The 21150-nt window shown below is 51.5% G+C and carries 14 protein-coding genes; 7 read left to right on the top strand and 7 right to left on the bottom strand.

Translation table 11 applies throughout. The features are described from left to right. Positions 1–72: 72 nt before the first annotated feature. From GZZ87_RS19060 to GZZ87_RS19950, 5 genes are all read left to right on the top strand, one after another. Positions 73–1845 carry an arylsulfatase gene (locus GZZ87_RS19060; RefSeq protein WP_162024453.1) on the top strand — a complete coding sequence of 591 codons (1773 nt, stop codon included), beginning with the start codon at positions 73–75 and terminating at the stop codon, positions 1843–1845. Positions 1846–2308: 463 nt separating this feature from the next. Beyond that, entirely contained in the window at positions 2309–3862 is a 1554-nt protein-coding gene (locus tag GZZ87_RS19065) for a glycoside hydrolase family 172 protein (RefSeq protein WP_162024490.1), read from the top strand. A gap of 48 nt (positions 3863–3910) precedes the next feature. After that, positions 3911–6292 carry a PDZ domain-containing protein gene (locus GZZ87_RS19070; RefSeq protein WP_162024452.1) on the top strand — a complete coding sequence of 794 codons (2382 nt, stop codon included), beginning with the start codon at positions 3911–3913 and terminating at the stop codon, positions 6290–6292. A 15-nt stretch (positions 6293–6307) separates the two neighbouring features. Then, a complete protein-coding gene (locus tag GZZ87_RS19075) occupies positions 6308–7873 on the top strand; it encodes an arylsulfatase (RefSeq protein ID WP_162024450.1) in 1566 nt (521 codons plus the stop codon). 306 nt (positions 7874–8179) lie between these two features. Further along, entirely contained in the window at positions 8180–8455 is a 276-nt protein-coding gene (locus GZZ87_RS19950; protein WP_280178245.1) for a sulfatase-like hydrolase/transferase, read from the top strand. 118 nt (positions 8456–8573) lie between these two features. Here GZZ87_RS19950 and GZZ87_RS19085 read toward each other — a convergent pair whose 3' ends face one another. Both GZZ87_RS19085 and GZZ87_RS19090 read right to left on the bottom strand, forming a co-directional pair. Then, positions 8574–9551 (bottom strand): tyrosine-type recombinase/integrase, encoded by a 978-nt coding sequence (locus GZZ87_RS19085; RefSeq protein WP_162024449.1) that lies wholly within the window; start codon positions 9549–9551, stop codon positions 8574–8576. A 786-nt stretch (positions 9552–10337) separates the two neighbouring features. Beyond that, entirely contained in the window at positions 10338–11510 is a 1173-nt protein-coding gene (locus tag GZZ87_RS19090; RefSeq protein WP_244648171.1) for a DUF6786 family protein, read from the bottom strand. 221 nt (positions 11511–11731) lie between these two features. On the opposite strand from GZZ87_RS19090, the gene GZZ87_RS19095 reads away from it, so the two are divergent. Next, a complete protein-coding gene (locus GZZ87_RS19095) occupies positions 11732–12511 on the top strand; it encodes a response regulator transcription factor (RefSeq protein ID WP_162024446.1) in 780 nt (259 codons plus the stop codon). Positions 12512–12527: 16 nt separating this feature from the next. Further along, on the top strand, positions 12528–15308 hold the full coding sequence (locus GZZ87_RS19100) for a histidine kinase (RefSeq protein ID WP_162024445.1): 2781 nt from the start codon (positions 12528–12530) through the stop codon (positions 15306–15308). 12 nt (positions 15309–15320) lie between these two features. On the opposite strand, the gene GZZ87_RS19105 is transcribed toward GZZ87_RS19100, so the two are convergent. From GZZ87_RS19105 to GZZ87_RS19125, 5 genes are read right to left on the bottom strand one after another with little or no spacing between them, the layout of a single operon-like run. Then, on the bottom strand, positions 15321–16445 hold the full coding sequence (locus GZZ87_RS19105; protein WP_244648166.1) for an aldose epimerase family protein: 1125 nt from the start codon (positions 16443–16445) through the stop codon (positions 15321–15323). 12 nt (positions 16446–16457) lie between these two features. Further along, on the bottom strand, positions 16458–17231 hold the full coding sequence (locus GZZ87_RS19110) for an SDR family oxidoreductase (protein ID WP_162024444.1): 774 nt from the start codon (positions 17229–17231) through the stop codon (positions 16458–16460). A gap of 5 nt (positions 17232–17236) precedes the next feature. Then, complete coding sequence (locus GZZ87_RS19115; protein WP_162024443.1) at positions 17237–18217, bottom strand: hypothetical protein; 981 nt, start codon at positions 18215–18217, stop codon at positions 17237–17239. 1 nt (position 18218) lies between these two features. After that, complete coding sequence (locus tag GZZ87_RS19120) at positions 18219–19712, bottom strand: c-type cytochrome domain-containing protein (protein ID WP_162024442.1); 1494 nt, start codon at positions 19710–19712, stop codon at positions 18219–18221. A gap of 26 nt (positions 19713–19738) precedes the next feature. Next, on the bottom strand, positions 19739–21148 hold the full coding sequence (locus GZZ87_RS19125; protein WP_162024441.1) for a DUF1501 domain-containing protein: 1410 nt from the start codon (positions 21146–21148) through the stop codon (positions 19739–19741). Between the last annotated feature and the right edge of the window lie 2 nt (positions 21149–21150).

A 21150-nucleotide genomic window follows, 5' to 3' on the forward strand; every position in this document is an offset into this window, starting at 1 on the left:
GAAGGTCTCGTATATTGTTAGAGTAGCAGGTCAACGCTGCGCTCCTGAGAGACATTAAACCAGCTAGATGTTATGAAATATAAATTACACCTCCTCCATCTCGCCACTGCGGTGTGTGCCGCCTCTTTGTTTGCGACACCACTAGAGGCTAAGGGAAATCGACCCAACGTGATCCTCGTGATGACCGACGACCAAGGCTACGGCGACTTAGGTTGCCATGGAAATCCGTATCTGAAGACACCGGAGATTGATAAGCTTCACGCCGAGTCGGTTCGCTTCATCGATTTTCATGTGAGTTCGTTCTGCACACCGACTCGGGCGGCGCTCATGACTGGGAACCACCCGGGCTACACCGGTGCTTTCCGCACGAGTTCGGGACGTAGCATGATGCACCCTGATGAACTGACGGTGGCGAACCTGTTTGCTGGCGCAGGCTATGCGACTGGCATGGTTGGCAAGTGGCACCTGGGCGATAACGCGCCACATCGTCCTCAGGATCGTGGTTTTGAGGATGTTGTCTGGCATCGATGCGGAGGCATCGGGCAAGCATCGGACTATTGGGGCAATGACTATTTCGATGACACCTACGCACGTGTTCGCCCCGGCAGTCGCGTTGAGAAATTTGAAGAGTTCGAAGGCTACTGCACGGATGTGTTTTTTGAAGAAGGAATTCGCTTTATTGAAGCGAATAAGGATAAGCCATTTTTCCTGTATCTATCGCTGAATGCGCCGCACGGACCGTATCATGTTCCACCGGAATGGGCGGCTCCCTATCAAGGGAACAAAGAGATCACCAATGCCAATTTTTATGGGATGATTGCCAACATTGATTACAATATGGGCATTCTGCGCGAGCGTCTGGAAGCGATGGGACTCGCCGACAATACCATTCTAATTTTCATGACGGACAATGGCACCGCTTCCGGTGCTAAATTCAAAGGGTTAAATTCGGAAGCCATTGTAGGCTACAACGCGGGCATGCGTGGTAAAAAGTCATCGGTCTACGATGGCGGACATCGAGTGCCGTTCTTTATTTACTGGCCAAAGGGCGGTTTGACTGGAGGTCGTGATATCGAAACGATTGGAGCGCACATTGATGTGTTACCGACTCTGGCGGAACTGTGTGGTATCACTGTTGGAGACGGTTACGATCTAGATGGTATCTCTCTTAAACCTCTACTGGAAGGCTCGGACGAGCCATGGCCACGTAATCACCATGTCGTGCAATATCATGGCGGTGCTTATGGTCGAGCGATGCCCCCAGGCCCCTTTGCCTACTCCGCGGTGCTAACCGAACGCTGGCGTTTGGTGAATTCAGACGGTCAGTTCCTTTTCGACATCGAGGCGGACCCCGCACAGCGCAAGGACGTATCGGCTGAATATCCGGAAGTGGTGGAACAGTTGCGTGCATACTACGAGCCGTTTTGGCAAAGAGTCGCTCCACGCCTGACTCCGGTTCGTATCAATCTCGGCGATGCCGGGGAGCCGAAAACCGTGCTGTGCTCTCAGGATTGGCATATGAAGAGTGGCAATCCGCCGTGGAATTTCAATCAGATTAAAAAACTGCCCAAGGAAACTGGCCCGTGGTTGGTGGATGTGAAACATGCAGGGCGCTATCGAATCACGCTACGCCAATGGCCCGCCGAAGCGAATAAGCCAGTGGTTGCCGTGAAAGCAAAGATCGAGATTGCTGGTAAGGTCATGGAAATGCCTGTCAAAGCTGGCAGCAAAGGTGTCGTGTTCGAAATCCAGATTCCAGCTGGCGAGACCGAACTGGTGACTTATCTGTATGATCAAAAAGGCAAGGCCGGAGGTGCATATTTCACTGAAGTTGAAGCTCTGTAATTTTCTTTTAGACCAGCGCGTAAGCAGCATAAGCAACAACATCGCTTATGCTGCTTAGGCTGTTGGCTGAGAGCGCCTCTGCCTCCGCGCAGGAGCGCCATGTAGCGGCCTAATGGCGTCTATCGCGGGAGTGCTTCGTTCGATACCTAGGGCGACGGAAGTCGATTCAGACGCGTGTTTGCCGTGGTCGGTCGGCATCAAGAGGGGCTAATTCGATCGCGAATGCCCTGGTTTGTTAGCGCCCACCTGAAGGGGGGTGTCACATCCTTATGCGATAGCGTTGACGTGTTTTTTCTGTTAAGGTGCGAGTTCATCTCTCCTAAACCTCCGATCGAACCACTTTAAAAAGAAATACATGAAAACCGTCACAAAACTAATCTGTTCACTGAGCGCTTTTGCAGCGCTTTCTAGCTGTGTGCTTCATGCGAAAGAAGCTGTCAGCATTGAGTCTTTACTCCATGAAATGGTCGATCGCGATGCGGTGGCGCGTTTCCCTGAAACGGATTTTCGTCTCAAACAGCACAGTAGCTACAACCGCGCGTCTAAGACCCCTGATGAGCCGAAGGGTTGGTTCACTAATCTGGACTACAATCCGAAGCGGGGGAAAACAGAGAATTTTATTCGTATTGAAGAGAACAATGGCCGCAAAGAATGGGTATTGATGGATCATGAAGCCCCTGGTGCGATTGTCCGGACCTGGATGCCATGGCTCCATCAATTAAAGCCAAACGCGAATGTGACCATGCGTATTTATTTGGACGGCGCTGAGGAACCTGCTATCGAGGGTAACATGCTGGGCCTATTCGACGGCACTGGTTTGATTCCGTATCCTTTTGCACACCCGTCGCTACGCTCAGCAGTGAGTTTCTTCCCGATCCCTTACGCCAAGAGTTGTAAGGTCACGACAGATAAGAAGCCGTTTTTCTTCCAGTTTACCTTTCGTGAATATGCCGAAGGCACTCCGATTGAGACCTTCACAATGGCCGATTTCGATGCGGCCAAAGGACTGACAGAGGCAACGGGCCAGCAGCTACTGAATCCTACTGCCGTTGGTGCGGGCGATCCACTGCAGTTCAGCACCACACTGGGCGATCAAGCAGAAAAGTCTTTGCAACTTCCAGCGGGGGTCGCTGCAGTGCGCGAGCTTTCCGTGAAACTGGGGGATTACTCTGATCCAAACATCACACGTTTGGTCGTGCTGAAGATGGAGTTTGATGGCAAGCCGACCGTCTGGTGCCCAATCGGAGATTTCTTTGGCTCAGGGATTGGTTTGAATCCTGTGGAAGGCTGGTATCGCACGGTGTCTGAAGACGGCACGATGAGCTGCCGCTGGGTCATGCCGTATCAAGAAGGCGGTAAAGTCTCGCTGCTCAATCTCAGCGGTGCTCCGATCGAAGCGGCGCTGCAAGTCAAAACCGGCGACTGGAAGTGGGACGCGGATTCCATGTATTTTCATGCAGGGTGGCGCGGACAGTATCCTGTGCCCACACGTCCTTTCTCGGATTGGAACTATGTCACGCTTAAGGGCAAGGGCGTCTATGTCGGCGATACTTTGACCGTCATGAATCCCGTTGAGCAATGGTGGGGTGAAGGCGATGAGAAGATCTGGGTCGATGGCGAGGACTTTCCCTCCATTTTCGGCACTGGAACTGAAGACTACTACGCGTATTCTTGGGGAGGTCGCAGCACGGACTTTTATCAGCATCCCTTCCACGCTCAGCCATTTGCCAATCAATACAACAAGCTAAACCGCAAGCCTGAGTCCGATGACTCCCGCAATACGATGGGTTTCAGTGTCGAGACCCGTAGTCGCGCGCTCGACACCATGCCTTTCGGTAGCTCGCTCCAATTGGATATGGAAGTGTGGTCCGGAACGGATTGCGATATGGGCTATCAGGTCGGTGTCTATTGGTATGGCTTTGCGGAGACCTCCTCTAATCGCAAACCGGAACCCGTGGAAGTGCACAACGTGCCGCCACTACCAGCAGAGATGCTAGGCGGTGCTACAGACAAGTAGTTCACGTTAAATAACTGCAAGATATAGGGTAATACAACAGTCATAGTCATGAAGAAACACACCTCAAAAATCCTTTGCGTCCTATTCGGCGCAATACTGTCCTCGGCGCATGCTGTCGATCTCTACGTCAGTCCCGACGGGTCTGACATGAATAGTGGTCTGTCTGGGAAACCAGTGGCCTCATTCGCCGCTGCTCAGAAAAAGGCTCGCGCGTATGCCGGGAGCGAAGCCGTCACTGTTCATTTTGCAGATGGCACCTACTACCTCCCCGAAACAGTTGTCTTTACCCCAGAGGATTCTGGGTCTGAGAAGTATCCTGTGGTGTATCGTTCCTACAACGAGGGTGGTGCCGTGCTCAGTGGTGGTGCCGAGCTGGAGTTGCAATGGACTCCGTATCGCGACGGTATTTTCCAAGCGAAAACACCGAACGGCTTAGTCATTGACCAGGTTTTTATCGATGGACGCAACCAGCGTATGGCGCGTTATCCCAACTATGATCCAGCCAAGAAGGCGCAACCGTATCAGGGCTATGCCGCCGATGCCTTCTCAAAAGAGCGCGCAGCAGGATGGGCCGATCCTACTGGTGGCTACATCCATGCGATGCACTCGAAGCAGTGGGGCGGTTATCATTACCTCATTACTGGTAAAAATGCCAAGGGCGAGGTGACCTATGAAGGCGGCTGGCAGAATAACCGTAAAATGGGCATGCATAAAGATTATCGCATGGTGGAAAATATCTTTGAAGAGTTGGATGCTGAGGGGGAGTGGTATCACAATGCCAAGGAAAACACGCTCTACTATCAGCCTGCAGCAGGCCTCGACCTGAATGCTTCAAAAGTAGAAGTCGTGCGTTTACGCCATCTAGTTGAGTTTGAGGGCAGCGAGGCGACTCCTGTCAAATACATTACCCTCAAAGGCTTTGTCGTGCGTCATGCGGCACGCACCTTTATGGACTGCAAGGAGCAGCTCTTGCGCTCGGATTGGGCGATCTACCGTGGTGGCGCATACCTCCTCACCGGAACCGAGCATATTCAGATCTTGGATACGGAATTCGACCAGGTCGGCGGCAATGCCGTCTTCGTCAATAACTACAATCGTAATGTCCTCGTTAAGGGGTGCCACATTCATGATGCTGGCGCGAGTGGGGTGTGCTTCGTCGGCGACCCGAATGCGGTGCGCGACCCTTTGTTTGAGTATCATGAGACAAACGATTTATCGAAGATCGACCGCACGCCTGGGCCAAAGACCAACAATTACCCAGCAGACTCGATCGTCGAAGATTCCTTGATACACGGCATCGGGCGTGTGGAGCGTCAGCCAGCTGGGGTGCAAATCTCAATGGCAATGAGCATTACTGTGCGCGATCTTTCGATTTACGATTGCGCACGTGCAGGGATCAACGTGAGCGAAGGCACTTGGGGCGGTCACTTGATCGAGCGCTGTGATGTGTTCGATACCGTGCTAGAAACACACGACCACGGTTCCTTTAACTCTTGGGGACGCGATCGCTTCTGGCACAAAAACCGTGGGTCGTCGCAAGCAGAAATCGATAAGGATCCGAAATTGCCGTTCTTAGATGCAATGAAGACGACGACCATTCGGGATAGCCGCTGGCGCTGTGATCATGGTTGGGACGTTGATCTCGATGATGGCTCAACAAACTACGACATTTATAATAACTTAATGTTGAACAATGGCTTAAAGCTGCGCGAAGGTTTCCGTCGCCATGCCTGGAATAACATTACTGTGAACAATGGATTGCATCCGCACGTGTGGTATATGGGCAGCCAAGACCAGATTTATTCAAACATCTTCATGGTGCCTCACAAGCCAGCGGGTGCATTCAAGACAGGCGACGATGTGCGTGTGGATGATAATTTCTATGCGGTCGATGAAGCAGCAGTCATGAAGATCTCGAATCGATTCGGCTGGGATAAGAACTCAGTGTATGGAGACGCGATGTTCGTCGACCCCTCCAAGGGCGACTTCCGTGTGAAGCCAGATTCACCCGCGTTAAAGGTCGGGTTTAAGAATTTTTCCATGGATCAGTTTGGCGTCAAGAAACCTTCGCTCAAAGCGATTGCTCGCACACCTGAGATGCCTGAATTGAAGCAGTTTCAAGACTCAGGAAAGCAGGGGACTGCTAGAAGTATGGGATGGCTCGGCGCGACCTTGACTGAACTGTCCGGCGTGGAATTCTCCGCTTATGGCGTCAGTCAAGCTGATGGAGGCGTCGCGCTTTCGAAAGTTGGGCGGGGCACTCAAGCTGCAAAAGTCGGCCTGAAAAATGGTGATTTAATTCAAGCAGTGAATGGGCGTAGAACTGCCAATGTGAAGCAATTCAATCGTGCGACTGCGAAGGCCAAGGGCACGATTCAACTGAAAGTGGTTCGCGACCAGCAAGCCATGCAACTCGAAGTCACCTTATAATCAATGTTACAAACGATGAAACAAACCGTTCTCACCATTCTAGCGACAGGCCTCGCCGCGCTTGCTTCCTTCGCGGCCGAAAGTAAGCCTAATATCATCTACATCCTTGCCGATGACATGGGCTACGGCGATGTGCAGTGCCTCAATCCAGAGCGCGGTATGATCGCTACCCCACACATGGATCGCGTCGCAGCGGAGGGGATGATCTTTACCGATGCGCACACGACGTCCTCTGTCTGCACGCCGACACGCTACGGAATTATCACGGGACGCTACAATTGGCGGTCGAAATTGCAGATGCACGTGCTCGATGGCTACGGCTTACCGCTGATTCCAACGACTCGCATGACCGTTCCAAGCTTCCTGAGCGAAAATGGTTATAACACTGCAATGATTGGTAAGTGGCACTTGGGGCTTGAGATCGCGACGCTTGACGGCAAGAAGGCGCGGCCTGCAGGCGGACTCAAACAGAAGCTGAAGAAGGGTGCGTTCGCTCCGGAAGAACTCTCGAATATCGATTGGGAAGGCACCATTCAGGGCGGACCAGTCGATCTCGGGTTTGATTCATGGTTCGGGATCACAGCGTCGCTCGATTTTCCTCCTTACGTTTGGATTCGTGATCGTAACTGGGTCGGGGAAGGCACACATGTCAAAGCGTTTCGTCGTCCTGGGCCAGCGACCGCGGATTTTGAAGCGATTGATGTGTTGGACAAACTCGCGGCGGAAACGGTCCAATACATTTCCGATTATAACAGCACGCAGCCGTTCTTTATCTATATGCCATTGCCATCACCGCATACACCCATTGTTCCATCTAAAAAGTGGCAGGGTAAAAGTGGCATTGGCAAATATGGTGATTTCATGATGCAGACCGACGATATCGTCGGGCAGGTGGTCCAAGCGCTGGAAGCGAAGGGCATTTCAGACAATACGATACTGATTGTGACCAGTGATAATGGTTGCTCTAAAGCCGCCAACTTCAAGCAATTGGAAGGTCATGGGCACTTTGCCAGCGCGCAATACCGTGGCTCGAAGGCTGACCTCTGGGAGGGCGGCCATCGCGTGCCGTTCCTTGTTAAATGGCCCGCAGTGATCCAAGCAGGCAGTGTCTCCGACGTGCTGACTTGTCAGACTGATTTGCTCGCGACTTGTGCTGAGCTGGTGGGCACAACACTACCTGCAAATGCGGGTGAAGACAGCGAAAGTATCTTACCGTTGTTCAGTGGAGAGCAGGTGGCGTTCACACGTAATGGCATCATCAATCACAGTGTGAGTGGGCATTTTGCTTACCGTCAGGGGAAATGGAAACTCTTGCTAGCAAAAGGATCCGCTGGTTGGACTGCACCGACAGAAAAGGCGATGGCCAATGTGGCCGACGCACCTGAAGGGCAGCTCTATGATTTGGAAGCCGATCCAGGTGAGCAAAACAATCTCTACCTAGAGAACCCGGAGGTCGTTGAGACTCTCATGGCTCAACTTGAGGCAGATGTCGCCAATGGCCGCAGCACAGCGGGGCCTGCTCAGGCGAACGACCTACCTGTCGATCAGATCAAGCTGTGGAAGGGAAATCTAGCGAAGTAGGGTTTAACAGTATGAAAAAATTGATTCGTAATAGTATCGTCATCCTCTGATTGCTCTCGACCTCTGTTTCGAGGTTGCGGATAAACCTAACGTTATCCTCGTGATGACCGATGGTCAGGGTTATGGTGACCTGGGTTGTCGTGGTAATCCGATCCTGAAGGCACCGTAGATTGATAAACTATATGACGAATCGATTCACTGATTTTCATGTTAGTTCGTTCTGCACACCGACAGGAGCCGCGCTGATGACGGGAAACCACCCCGGAGTGACGGGCTGCCTTCCGCACGAGTTCGGGACGCAGCTTAATGCACTCGGATGAACAGACGGTTGCGAATTTGTTTTCACAAGCCGGCTATGCGACAGGCATGGTCGGTAAGTGGCATTTGGGTGATAATGCGTCACACCGTCCGCAGGATCGTGGCTTTCAAGATGTGGTCTGGCACCGCTGTGGCGGTATCGGGCAGGCGTCTGACTATTGGGGCAATGACTATTTCGACGACACGTATGAGCGTGTGCCGCCGGGGTGCCGCGTAAGTATACTGCACGGATGTCTTCTTCCGCGAAGGTCTCCGCTTTATTGAAGAAAATAAAGAAAAGGCGTTCTTCCTTTATCTGTCGCTCAACGCACCGCACGGCCCATATGGCGTGCCGCCGGAATGGGCGTAGCCTTATCAGGGCAGCCAACTGCGGGATTTAGGATCAGTGGAACGTTCGAGGGTGGTGTAGGGCGTGTGCTTCCAGAATCATTTCGGGGTTTGTTTTTGCGTAGATCTCGGTGGTTTCGACGCTTTCGTGGCCGAGTAGGTCTTGGATGGCGCGCATGTCTGCGCCGCCTTGCAGCATGTGCGTAGCAAAGGAGTGGCGCAGTGTGTGTGGCGACACCTGTGTGTCCAGTGTGCCGTCTTCTTTATTATACGTTAGCACCTTTGCTTGGATCGCAGCCGTCTTAACGAATTTCTGCACATAGCGTGCCGTGATACGTGTTCCAAATTTTGATATAAAGAGGGCGTTTTGAGTCTTAGGTTTGACGAAAGTAGGGCGTCCCACTGCTAAATAATCTCGAATCGATTTGATCGCGGGGCCACCTAACAATGCCAGTCGCTCTTTGTTGCCCTTGCCGTGAATCATGCAGCAGCCTTCATCGAGATTGATAGACGTTAGGTCTAAGTTGCAGAGCTCGGACACGCGAATTCCCGAGCTATACAGCACCTCCAGGATGGCACGATCGCGCAAGCCCGCCGGCGTGCTGACAACGGGCACTTTCAGAAGGGCATCGACTTGTGCGATACTTAGGGCTTTGGGGATCGTCTCATTCTTCCATGAAATTGATGGTCCAGTCACTAATTCCGCAAAATCGGTCTGTTGTGATTCAACAAAGCGGCGTTGAGAGAACATTCGTATTGCCGCCAGTTTGCGGCATACGGTTGTCCGCGTGTAGTTCATCTCGTTGGACATGAACTGCAGATACGCGCTTACATCCTCTTTTGTTACAGTCTGCCAGTCTGCATGGCTGGTCGAATGCTTCAGATAAATGGCGAATTGCGCTAAATCCTGATGATAGGCTTCAACAGATAATTTTGCCGCGCTGCGTTCTAATTCCATCCACGCAATAAAAGCATCAATCTCATCTCTGAAGGAATCGGGTATCTCTGAAGCAATCGAATGTAGACCAGCCATGAGAGGGAATGTGATCGATTCCCTGTGCTCCGTCAAAACTATTTTGTTCGCATAACATAGATTGTGCGTAACTGGGTAGTTGGTGATATTGTTATGTCGTCCCTAAAATACCACGGTAATTCACGTAAACACATGATACCAGAAATACGTATATATGCTATATTCATAAGCAGTTAATCGTGGTAGATTATAACCATACACTTTGAGCCAGCAGCGAGGAATCACCTTACTTGTCGTATTATAGGGATGCTACAAGCAAGCGAGGGATAGCATTATAGGGATGCCTGATTTCTGATTCTTCCGTCTGCTGGCTCCTGCTTTTTTAAGGCCCATCGTCGTTAAGCGGGATAGCTGTTGAGGCGCACAGCACACTGGGGAACCTCTGATTCAAAATTGTGGTGGATTCCAATTTAAGCGTAGTTAAGCAGATCCGCATCGCGGCTTTTGAGCACCACTTACGGCATTATCCTAGATTCGGCAGTAGGCTTAGGTTCAATTTTATAAACTACGGCAGACCTCCGTCGTAGTTTTAACTCACCTTTTTAGGATTATCTCTTTTGAGACAGTTTCCCCGAGCGATCGCTACAGCTCTTCAGAGCTTATAGCATCTCGCTCCCGGTGGTCGCGTCATTTCCTAAACTACCAATTCGGCTCAGGAATCGTTGAAATGGCTGAAGTTTTAGATGATCTGCTTAGCCTGTAAACAGACTAAGCAGACACCAAAACTGATTGTAGAAACCTAGTTTGGCGGTTTCTAGTAGCGTCTCTGATCTATCAGGCTGCCCTCTAAAACGCTGTTTTGATCGTTTCCAGCGGCGCTCCGAGTAAGCGTCTTGCCAATGGGTTGAGCGCCTCTTCTGATCCTTGGATGTGAAAAGTGCGCTGCACGTGGCGCATGGTTTCGCCTGGCTTTAGAGCGGCTGCGGGCGATGACGTTTCTAGCTCATAGAATGGTCCGAGTGGATCCACACCTGGCTCGGGAGAACCATCGTTATAGGAGTTGATGACGTCACCAGCATAGGGCTCGTCTTGAAGCTCCCACATTGAGTTCACATAGCCGTTGGGTGCATCCTGCACATTATAAGTCACAATGTTAAGCACCTGGCCTGCCGCATCGTAACTGCCTGCAATGCCCTTTGAGCGTTGTGGGCTGATGCCGATCTTGCCACGACGTGTGCCGTCGCCTTTGAAGAAGAGCTTCTGTTTCTCTACACGCAAGTATTCCGCTGGAACTTTGCCGAAGTAAGTGTCGTTGACTCTCGGGCCGAGCGCTTCGTCGCCACCCTTCTCAAAAGGAATCACGACTGTGGTTTCGGGTGATGGGTTATACATGCCGAGAATCCAGATTGATGGCAGGCCCGTCTCAGGTTTCCATGCTTTGTCTCCTGTGTTGGTAATGCGGTTGTCTGTCTCATAGCCGACAAGACGCACACCTTCTGGAAGTTCGACTCCGAGGAGTTCTGCGGTTGCTTTTGCATCGAGCAAGCTGACGGTTCGTTCGATCTCCATGTTAAAGACCGTGCCACTGAAATTCATGAGTTCAGTCTCCTTACGGAAGCTGGCGCTCGTGTTTGTCTGCTTTACCAATTCAAATGGTTCGGTGTCGATGACTGCGGGCGTCTTCCAGTCTGAAAATTCGAATTTGTCGCCTGGCTTAAAATACAGAGCATACTGCCCTCCTTCAGGTCCTAGCCAGAAACGTTCTTCGCCACCAAAGATATAGATATGTTCCTCCAGCTTGCCAGCTGCGTCCTCTTCAGACATCAGTCCTGTCTCAATTACAGGACGGTTGATCCAACCAAAGCTGGGGCCTGATTGCTGGTCGTAGGTGCTCGTCATCACGCGGCCTTGGTAGTCTGGTGCCACCGCAACGCTCGCATCACCCTGCGTCAAAAGCACGATTGGGGTATGCTGCTTCATGAAAGCGACATCATTGGAATAGTCGCCAGCATCCGTCATTGAGGTGCTGTTACAGCCAACTGTTAGAAGCGAAGCCGCTCCAAGCGCTCCGGTAAGTAGTTTTTGCAGGGTTGTCATAATCGTCTGATTGATACGTTTGAGGTAAAAAGTGACAGGGGTATATGTCGATATGAAGCAGCATTAGTGCGACAGCATGCAAGACATAAAAGTTGATGTTATCAAAAACCGTTCGAGCGGTCTATCACTGGTATTAGGTAGAGATGTATCAGCTTCCCTTAGGTAATGCCACTCTAGAAGCGATCGAGAGTATATGCCGCGGGTTTAACCCGCGCAATTTACTTGTCCCCCTCTCCTCTGCTGACAAGGTGAACGCCATGAATTCCGCTTCAGACCCGTCCCCCTCACGTATTAGTGTTTGTATCATCGAAGATCATTCGGATTACCGTAGAACACTGCTCAAAGCGATTAACTCGACAGCCAAGCTGACTTGTGACGAATCGTTCTCGAACGCGGAAGATGCCCTGCTCCATTTCGAGGGCAACAGTAAGCCAGACGTGTTGGTGCTCGACCTAGGGCTCCCAGGCATTGATGGGATCGACGCGATTCCGAAGTTCTGCGAACTATGCCCAGACACCAAAATTCTAGTGCTCACTGTATTTGAGAATAAAACCCGAGTTTTCCAGGCCTTAGGTGCCGGCGCCACAGGTTATTTGATCAAGTCCGGCGGCTTGAAGTCGATCACTCAGGGAATTGAGGATGCCTATAATGGAATCGCGCCCTTGAGCTCTGAAATCGCGCACATGGTATTTGCCACTTTCAAAGCATTTAAGCCAACCAACCCAGACACTGAAATCACTGAGCGCGAAGCTGAAGTGCTGCAAAAACTGTCTGATGGAGGGACTCGGATCATGATCGCCGACGAGTTGAATGTGAGTCGGCACACTGTGGATAGTCACATACGTAATATCTACCGTAAGCTTCAAGTGCACAATGTCTCAGGTGCGATCAAGAAGGCCGCAGAGCTCGGCATCTTCAACTAAGGCAAGTCAGAGCACCATGCACATGGTTCTTCTCAACCGCTTTCGAATGATCCGCTCCATTGCTTGCGGCCTGCTCTTCTGCATGCTGACGCTAAACTTGTCAGCAATCGAGGGCATCGACTATCGGACGGAGGGCGACTGGAATACACCCACCACGCTAAAGCCTTGGTCCTATGATGGGCAAAACCGCTACGGCACCGCAGGGTATCATTTCTATAATGTCACTCCACTTGGCGGAAAAAAGCAGGCCAACCGACCTGTTGATGAGAATCTAAAATCCGCTCTACCCTCCTACATCAAATCGATCACGGCAGCCGAAAAAACTTATACCACAAATTCCTTTGGCTATCTGAAAATCGATGCCCCCGGTGGGTCCAAAGGCGATAAAGCGGAATCGGGCCTGCTCGCCAAAATGCCGCATGAGCCCGGTGCTCACGTCGAATTGCTGACGATTCAACTGGGGAAAATCGAGAACATCTACGGCTTTCGGGTCGGCATACTCTTGGCGAACGCGGATCGTAAGGAGATCTCCCCTGCGGAGATCGTTCTCAGCAGCGAGAGAGATACGAATTGGAGCCGAAGCATCATCAACTTGCCTAAGATTAAGGACGGCATGTGGGTGTTTTTCAATGTATCGGCAAAGCACTCCAATGATACTTTGACCTTATCCGTCAAATGCCGCGACAAACACCCTGCCGCCATTGGTGGCCTAGTGTTCGACGACCTGATCGTGGAGCCGCCTGAGCACCCCTTGAATGTGATCTCGGACAAAGCGGTTTCACACGATGGAAGCGCCATTTGGAATGCCATATTGGGAGCGCCAGTGGAAGCAACGATCGATGACACTTGGGAACACTATTTAGCGATGAAGCTGTCTGGTGATTACCGAAAAAATGAGGCGCGCATCCAGGCCATTAACGATGAACTAGGTAAATTGCCGACCCCCTACACTGGCGAGCCGACAGGAACTGGAGGCTACCTATGCCATTGGACTGGCTCCAATAGAAACAGAGTCGAAATTAACTTCCGTTGGAGTGAGCCTGTCTCCATCGATGCCATAGCCCTTCTGCCACTTCGGCTCTTTCTCGCAGATGAAAATGGCTTAACCGATAATGCCTACTGGCCAGGCGAGATCCAGATTCACGCGATCAACGGAGAGCAGAGCACCCGATTAACAACCATCCTTGAGAAAAATCAAAGAATACGAGAGTCACTGCCCGAGCTCGTCACCTTCCAACCCCACACCACACAGCACTTAAGGATTACACTCAGCGACCTTGCCAAAAAAATAGGCGGTTACCAATTTGCAGGCGGGTTTTCCGAAATTTACATTTTCTCTCAAGAAGACAATGTCGCACCTCTAGCAAAAATTGCGGCAAGCAACAGTCGCGAGGGTTTCCGAGTCTTTTCGAAAGGATACCTCACTGATGAACAAACCCCGCTCGGCTTGCCTGAAATCGGGCCGAGAATCTCAGGTAGTCTAGGCCTATCCGTCCGCCCCGACAATCGACATCCCAAGAAACCAGTCGATATCGTCCTGAATTTTAAGGAACCAGTTACTATTGATGCGGTTCGACTCGATCCAGCCGTCATCTATAGGCCCGGGCAAGCGTTTCCGATCCGTTTCAGTGTCGATTTACTCAATGCTAGCGGCGAGGTGCTGCAGAGTGATCGAAGCTATCGGAATACACCGCTGAGGAATCAAGGCCTCAACCCCTACATCTCTCATTTTCCGGACACTACGGCTAAGTCGATTCGCGTTCGAATCTTCGAAATATCGAAGCCGACTGACAAATCGCGTCCATGGGTGCAGATCAGTGAAATCACACCCATGCTGAAAGGAGCGCACATTGATCAGCTTGCGACAGTCAGCGTCTTGGGCATGAGTCAGCGGTCAAAAAGCACAGGTAACCTCTTTGGTCCCACCGGAAGGCGCCTCTACTGGCAGGATGCATTCGTATATGATGGACAAACTCAAGCAGGACGTGCGTTGCCGCTGCGTGAATGGGTGCAAGGGCTATATGATCGGAAACAGCTGCTAGAAGAGAAACTCGACTTAGCTGGAATCCAACAAGACACCACCCATAGCATTCGCACGAAAACCTTGTGGTCAGTCTGTCTGCTGAGTGCATTCGTGGTGCTTACATCGCTATACCAGATTATTCAATCCAAAGTAAAAAACCGTCGTGACTTGCGTATGGCCAGAGAGCGAATTGCAAGCGATTTGCACGACGACGTGGGCAGTAATTTGGGTTCGATTACGCTACACACCGAGATGCTAATGGATCAAGTCGAAGCGCCTTCCCTCGTTGAGCATTTACAAGCAATTGCTCAACTCTCTCATGAGAGTGTTTACGGGCTTCGTGAAGTGCTGCACACCTCCGCTCCGCGTATTGGTCGAGCGCAGGACATCCTAAAATATATGGAAGAGTTAAGTCGGTTGGTATTCCCTGACATGCACGTGGCGCTCGACTTGGACCCTGCAGTCAATAAAACCCTCAAAACCCCCGAGCGAAGAAAGGGACTTCTACTCTACTACAAGGAAGCGATCACCAACATTCGCTCACACGCTCAGTGCAATCGTGTTTCCGTGTCGCTGCATAGAGTCAAAAATCACCTCGAATTGATCATTGAGGATGACGGCGTCGGCATGACTGCTCAGAAGCTGTCGCAGCAAAGCACGTTGCGCACTTTAAAGCTAAGAGCGAAAGAGATGAATGCCGCCTTGAAGATCAAATCCAAAGTGGATCAAGGCACGCGATTGGAGCTACATATCCCGCTGATAAACATCAACTGAGGATGTCTTAGCCTATCGAACCGAGAAGCGATACACCGTCGTCTTTTCATACACTTCGCCCGGCCTTAAAATTGGCGATGTGAAGTTCGGCTGATTGATCGCGTCAGGGAAGTGCTGACACTCGAAACAGATCGCGATGCGATGCGTGTAAGGAATATCACCTCGGCCGACCACAGATCCGTCGAACCAATTGCCGGAATAGACTTGGACACCGTGATCGGTGGAGAGCATTTCCATGACCCGACCGCTCTCGGGGTCATGCAAGCGTGCGACGGGCCGTAGTGTGCCTGGCTCGCCGTTGATCACGAAATTATGGTCATACCCCTTCCCTATTTTTAATTGCGGATCCTCCGCATCGATATCGCGGCCAATTGGCTTTGGCTGGCTGAAGTCAAAAGGTGTGCCAGCAACCGAGCGAATCTCACCGGTCGGGATGTAGTTCTCGTCGGTCGGATTATAGGCATCAGCAAACATCTGCAGCTCTTGCTCCAGAATACTATCCCGACTCGGGCCTCCGATGTTCCAGTAGCTGTGATGTGTGATATTGCAGATCGTGGGCTTGTCCGTTGTTGCGTGATATTCGATCTTGAGACCGTTGTCTGCCGTGAGTGTGTAAGTCGTCGATATGCTCAACTGACCAGGGAATCCTTCTTCACCATCGGGAGAGACATATTCCAGCTTTAGTTGCGGCTCGCCGTTGGTTACCGAAGCGATCCCTTTCCAGAGTTTTTTGTTAAAGCCCTTTACCCCACCGTGCATATGATTGGGGCCGTTGTTGGTGGCGAGCTGGTAGTCGTTATCATCAATGGTAAACTTGCCATGTTTAATACGATTCGCGGTGCGTCCGGTGATGGCACCATACCATCCTCCGTCTGCCTCATATGCGGAGAAGTCCTCAAAGCCGAGCACGACATCTTCAAGTTTTCCATCGCGGTCTGGCACGAGTAGGCTGACGACGACTCCACCATAGTCAGTGATTTTAGCCACCATGCCTTGTTCATTCGTGAGCGTATAGAGTGTCACCGCTTGCTCCTCAAATTCGCCGAATTCATTGAGCGTGATGGAGGCTCGGTCAGCCAACAGATTGGAAGTTAGAATTGAGCACATAGCGAGCAGGCATGGGGTAATGGTTTTCATGGTCATTGAGAGTTAAGATACGCTGCGTCCGCCATTCACGCAGAGTGTTTGCCCAGTAACAAAGGATGCCGCAGGCGAACAGAAATTGGCGACCGCCACGGCGATGTCTTCTGGGGTGCCCCAACGGCCGGCTGGAATGGCTTCTAGATAAGCATCCAATTCCGATTCGCAGGCGTCGGCGTGTCGCTCCGTTGGAATCCAACCAGGAGAGACGGAATTCACAGTAATCCCAAACGGAGCGAGCTCGTTGGACATACTATGCGTCCATGCTTTCTGCCCACCTTTAGCGGCGACATAAGCGCTGAAGTTCGGCACGCCGAGTTCGACGACTTCACTCGATAAATTCACGATGCGGCCCCACTGATTCGCCTTCATTTCACGAATCACCGCCTGCGTGAGTAGGAACGGACTCTTGATAAAGAAGCGCACCATTGTTTCGTAGTCTTCCCACCGGTAGTCCTCGATCGGCTTGATGGGTTGATCGAGCGTCGCATTGGGGACAAGTATATCGACCGCGCCGAGTTCGGCTTTAATCTCTGCTACCAGTCGCTGAATCGATGCCTGCTCAGTCACGTCGGCCTTAAACAGTGCCCCCACTCCACCCTCTTTTGCAAAGGACTCAAATGCGGCTTCCGCACGTGCTTGATTGTGCGCATAATTCAAGGCGACTTTCGCGCCTCGATTGCTGAGCTCTTTGGCAATCGCGAGACCGAGCCCAGTTGAACTGCCAGTGACTAAAGCAACTTTGCCGACTAAGTCCTTAGGTGTTGTATCCAAATTGTTCATACTAATTATTTTGTATAAGAGTTCAATGTGGCACCGTTGGTCGTGAGCACATGTATTTCGTGGGACTTTGCCTTGGGGTGAAAAAACTCCCAGACGACTTCCTTCTCAGGCGTCACTTCAAAGTAGATTGGCTTGCTGCGATCTTTTTGACCGTAGCTGCCGATCACGATATTTCCATTCGGCAGTAAATGTGCGCCACATGGATCCGCGTAGCGGCCATCGACATCGCTGTTGTCGCACTTCCAGAGCACTTCGCCCTGACTGCCAAAGACCACAGTCTTGTTACCATTGGTTAAATTCACCACCGTGCTGCCGTCTGCTTTACGGATCGCAGTGAAGGGCCAGTTCCTGTCCTCGCGGCCACCTAGCGCTTCGAGGTCTGTTCGGATTACATTCACGACTTCGCCGGTCGGTGTATACTCCTTGACCGCGAATGCTAAAAGATGCGGCACGAGGTAGTTTCCATTGGGAAGCTTACGTGCCATACGAGATTGCATGTGGATGTTGTCTGTCTCTGGTTGCAGCGGGAAATTGACAGCGAGGTCCCCCGCAGGCGTTACTTCGATTAAGCGTGGAGCGACCCCATTCTCGACGACTAGTGTATTGCCATCATCGAGACGCCAAGCCGCGGCGACTTCCTTATTCTTCGGACTGAGCTTGTAGGACCAAACAATGTCCTGAGTCCCCTGCTGATATTCGACCACGCGCTTTCCTTCGCAGATCAGTATATTGCCATTCGCTAAAACAGTGCCATCGCGTGAGCCGCCCTTCACGCTCCAGAGGACTTGATTATCCTCGCCGATGATCGCAGTCATCTTACTGCCAGTTACCAGAAAGGAATGACGAATGCCACTCTCACTCACCTGGCGCACTTTCGGCAGAGCCGAGCCTTCATCGGCCTTGTGGTGTGCCGCGGTGGCAGCAGTTGAGAACAATAGTGAGACTATCGGTAAGATAGCTAAGGGGATCAGTTTAGGTCGTTTCATCTTACTTCTTATTAGGGTCAAATTTGGCAGAGTTCTCTAAGTCCATCGCTTGGATCTTCGTAATCGCATCCATATCGACGTCGCCATAGACTTGAATGTCAGTGCGCGCTTGCTGAAAGGCACTGAACTGCTCCGGCGATACTTGGGTGGAGCCGATATACAATGAGCCCACAGTCGGCACGGCTAGCGCCGCAAGGCCGGTGTCACTTAGGTCGCTCCCAAATAAATTGAGCGTTTCTAAGGATTTGAACGAGTTGAGCACATCCACCGCGGCATCGGCGTCAGCCAAACCAGAGAGGTTCAAGCTGCGAAGCTCTGCAGCGCCTCGGAGGTATTCCAGTTGTTGGGCCGTCACAGGCACCCCCGTCAATTTCAATTCCCAAATACGATCCTTGAAGTTTGCTAATAACGCGAAGTCTTCAGCAGCAATACTTCCTTTTGCATTTTGGAAATCGACAATAAAGAACTCTGATTCGAGGCTTAACGGCAACACCATGATCCCGCTTGAGATCAATTGGTCGAGCTGTGCTTGTTCGGCTTCTTTCGCCGCCCGTTCTTCAGCAAGTGCTGCTTCGTCGATTGGTGGGCCTTCGGCACCATCTGCCACCCAGTGCGCAAACATCATGATCTCCTCAGCGCTTGGGCGTGGCTTGCCTTCTGGCGGCATGGCCATGTCGTCTGCCTCAGGCAACAACATATACTCGAGGAGCATACTCTCACTGATCTCATAAGGCTCGATCGGCGTATCGCCCAACTTACCAGGCGTCATCAAAGTGTCATAGGTATCTAGGCGATACTTACTCTTCTGCTTCTCAATACCATGACACTGCACACAGTATTGATCGAGCAAGGGCTGGATTTGCTGGGTGTAGCGATTGTCTTCGATCATTCCCGTCTCAGCGCTAGATAATTCGGCGCGCTCTACAGGCTCATCAATCAGCGCCTTCAGCCAATCCGGAGCGTATTCGGTCAGGTAGCCTGAACCGTGCGTGAGATTACCGCCATAATGACCTACCACGGGGAGTAGCAGAAGCAGACCAAGCATCAACAACTGGTAAACCCGCGTGCCTCTTCCTCCATAATAAACCGAACGCACTTTGAAAAATGCGACGACGAGCGCGGTCGCGGCAAAGACAATCCCCAACCATTTATGCAGCCACAGTGTATCACCCGAATAGTCGCCGTTTGCAGCAAGCAGGAGCCCTAGGTAGGCAGTGACCACTGAGGTAATCGCCATCAGCCACACTAGAATATGTGCCGCACGCTTCAGCCCTTCGTTACATTTACAGAGTGCGGCGAGTTCGATGATGACGAGCCCAACAAAGAGACCGATCGGCAGGTGTAAAATGACGGGGTGAAAGCGCCCCAAAAACTGCGTCCATTGTAAGGTTGATTCGGCAGTCACTTGTCCCTCTGTGAAAATTACGAGCCAACCGAGTAAGAGTCCCAAGCCCAGCAATAGCGTGGTGCTCAGCAGAAAGAAAAACTTTTTCATAGAATAGGAAAAATCGAGCGTATCGCTTAAGCAAGGATGTCGGGAATGATATGACCATGCACATCGGTGAGGCGGACATCGCGACCGCTAAAACGATAGGTCAACTCCTTGTGATTTATCCCCATGAGGTGCATCATGTTGGCGTGGAGGTCATGCACATCCATCTTATTCTCGACTGCGCGATAGCCGTATTCATCAGTCGCACCATAAATCGTGCCGCCTTTGATACCGCCGCCGGCCATCCACATGCTGAAGCCTTGTGGATTGTGATCGCGCCCATTCGTGCCTTGAGCAAACGGCGTGCGTCCAAACTCACCACTGAAAACAAGCAGCGTGGAATCCAGCAAACCGCGTGACTTTAAATCTTTAATCAATCCTGCAATCGGTTGATCCACGGCAAACGCATTCATCTCATGCCCTTCCTTCAAATTGCCGTGCTGATCCCAGCGATCCGCCCCACCAATGCCAGATACCGTCAACTCGACAAAGCGCACCCCCTGCTCGACCAAGCGGCGGGCGATCAAGCACTGTGAGCCATATTGACGTGTTTGATCGAATGGCGAGTCCATGCCATACAGTCGTTTCGTTGCGTCGGTCTCTTTCGAAATATCAGTGACCTCAGGCACCTCCATTTGCATACGATAGGCGAGCTCATAGTTCTCGATCGCAGTCTCCACCTGATCCGCATGGTGGTATTTTTTGAAGAATGCCGTATCAATACTGTTGAGATAATCGAGCTTCTTGCGCTGTAGCTTTGAAAGTGATTCACGCGGCGCGATATTATTCATCACCGGATGTTTTGGCACCACGATCGAAGCCTGGTGGTTCGCCGGCAGGAAGCCATTGCCAAAGGTCTGCATGCCGCCCGGTGGTATGAGCCCTCCATTGACGACCACATAACTCGGCAAATTCTGATTCATCGTGCCTAGACCATACGAGCACCATGCCCCCATACTTGGACGACCCGCGAGCACGTGGCCGCAGTGCAATGCATAATTCGCATTCGGGTGATTCGGCGACAAGGCCGTCATCGAACGAATCACGCACAAGTCATCTGCGCAGGAACCAATATGTGGGAACAGGTCACTGACCGGAATACCACTTTCACCATAGCGTTTAAACTCCCATGGGCTTTTCAATAGGCCGCCGTTGTTATTGAAGACAGTGGCATCGACCTTGAATTTCGGCTTCTGACCGTTCTCCTTCGCGAGCTGTGGCTTGGGGTCAAAGGAGTCGACCTGCGAGACGCCTCCATCCATATAGAGAAAGATCACACTCTTCGCCTTCGACGCAAAATGCGGCACCTTCGGGGCAAGTGGCGACGATAAACTGGCTCCAAACAAGTCGCGCTGAAAAAGACTGGACGCGGCCAGCATACCAAATCCCATAGAACTGTTCTTTAGAAAATCTCTTCGACTGGTGTTGTATGGTTTCATGG

This window comes from Lentimonas sp. CC4 (assembly GCF_902728235.1).
Classification (GTDB): Bacteria; Verrucomicrobiota; Verrucomicrobiia; order Opitutales; family Coraliomargaritaceae; genus Lentimonas.

Bases quoted from the DNA above. Each gene is read 5' to 3' on its own strand.
- GZZ87_RS19120 (WP_162024442.1), bottom strand. From the start codon at position 19,712: ATGAAAAAGTTTTTCTTTCTGCTGAGCACCACGCTATTGCTGGGCTTG.
- GZZ87_RS19115 (WP_162024443.1), bottom strand. From the start codon at position 18,217: ATGAAACGACCTAAACTGATCCCCTTAGCTATCTTACCGATAGTCTCA.
- GZZ87_RS19090 (WP_244648171.1), bottom strand. From the start codon at position 11,510: ATGACGGATGCTGGCGACTATTCCAATGATGTCGCTTTCATGAAGCAG.
- GZZ87_RS19950 (WP_280178245.1), top strand. From the start codon at position 8,180: ATGCACTCGGATGAACAGACGGTTGCGAATTTGTTTTCACAAGCCGGC.
- GZZ87_RS19100 (WP_162024445.1), top strand. From the start codon at position 12,528: ATGCACATGGTTCTTCTCAACCGCTTTCGAATGATCCGCTCCATTGCT.
- GZZ87_RS19065 (WP_162024490.1), top strand. From the start codon at position 2,309: ATGGTCGATCGCGATGCGGTGGCGCGTTTCCCTGAAACGGATTTTCGT.
- GZZ87_RS19095 (WP_162024446.1), top strand. From the start codon at position 11,732: ATGTATCAGCTTCCCTTAGGTAATGCCACTCTAGAAGCGATCGAGAGT.
- GZZ87_RS19110 (WP_162024444.1), bottom strand. From the start codon at position 17,231: ATGAACAATTTGGATACAACACCTAAGGACTTAGTCGGCAAAGTTGCT.
- GZZ87_RS19105 (WP_244648166.1), bottom strand. From the start codon at position 16,445: ATGAAAACCATTACCCCATGCCTGCTCGCTATGTGCTCAATTCTAACT.
- GZZ87_RS19070 (WP_162024452.1), top strand. From the start codon at position 3,911: ATGAAGAAACACACCTCAAAAATCCTTTGCGTCCTATTCGGCGCAATA.
- GZZ87_RS19075 (WP_162024450.1), top strand. From the start codon at position 6,308: ATGAAACAAACCGTTCTCACCATTCTAGCGACAGGCCTCGCCGCGCTT.
- GZZ87_RS19125 (WP_162024441.1), bottom strand. From the start codon at position 21,148: ATGAAACCATACAACACCAGTCGAAGAGATTTTCTAAAGAACAGTTCT.
- GZZ87_RS19085 (WP_162024449.1), bottom strand. From the start codon at position 9,551: ATGGCTGGTCTACATTCGATTGCTTCAGAGATACCCGATTCCTTCAGA.
- GZZ87_RS19060 (WP_162024453.1), top strand. From the start codon at position 73: ATGAAATATAAATTACACCTCCTCCATCTCGCCACTGCGGTGTGTGCC.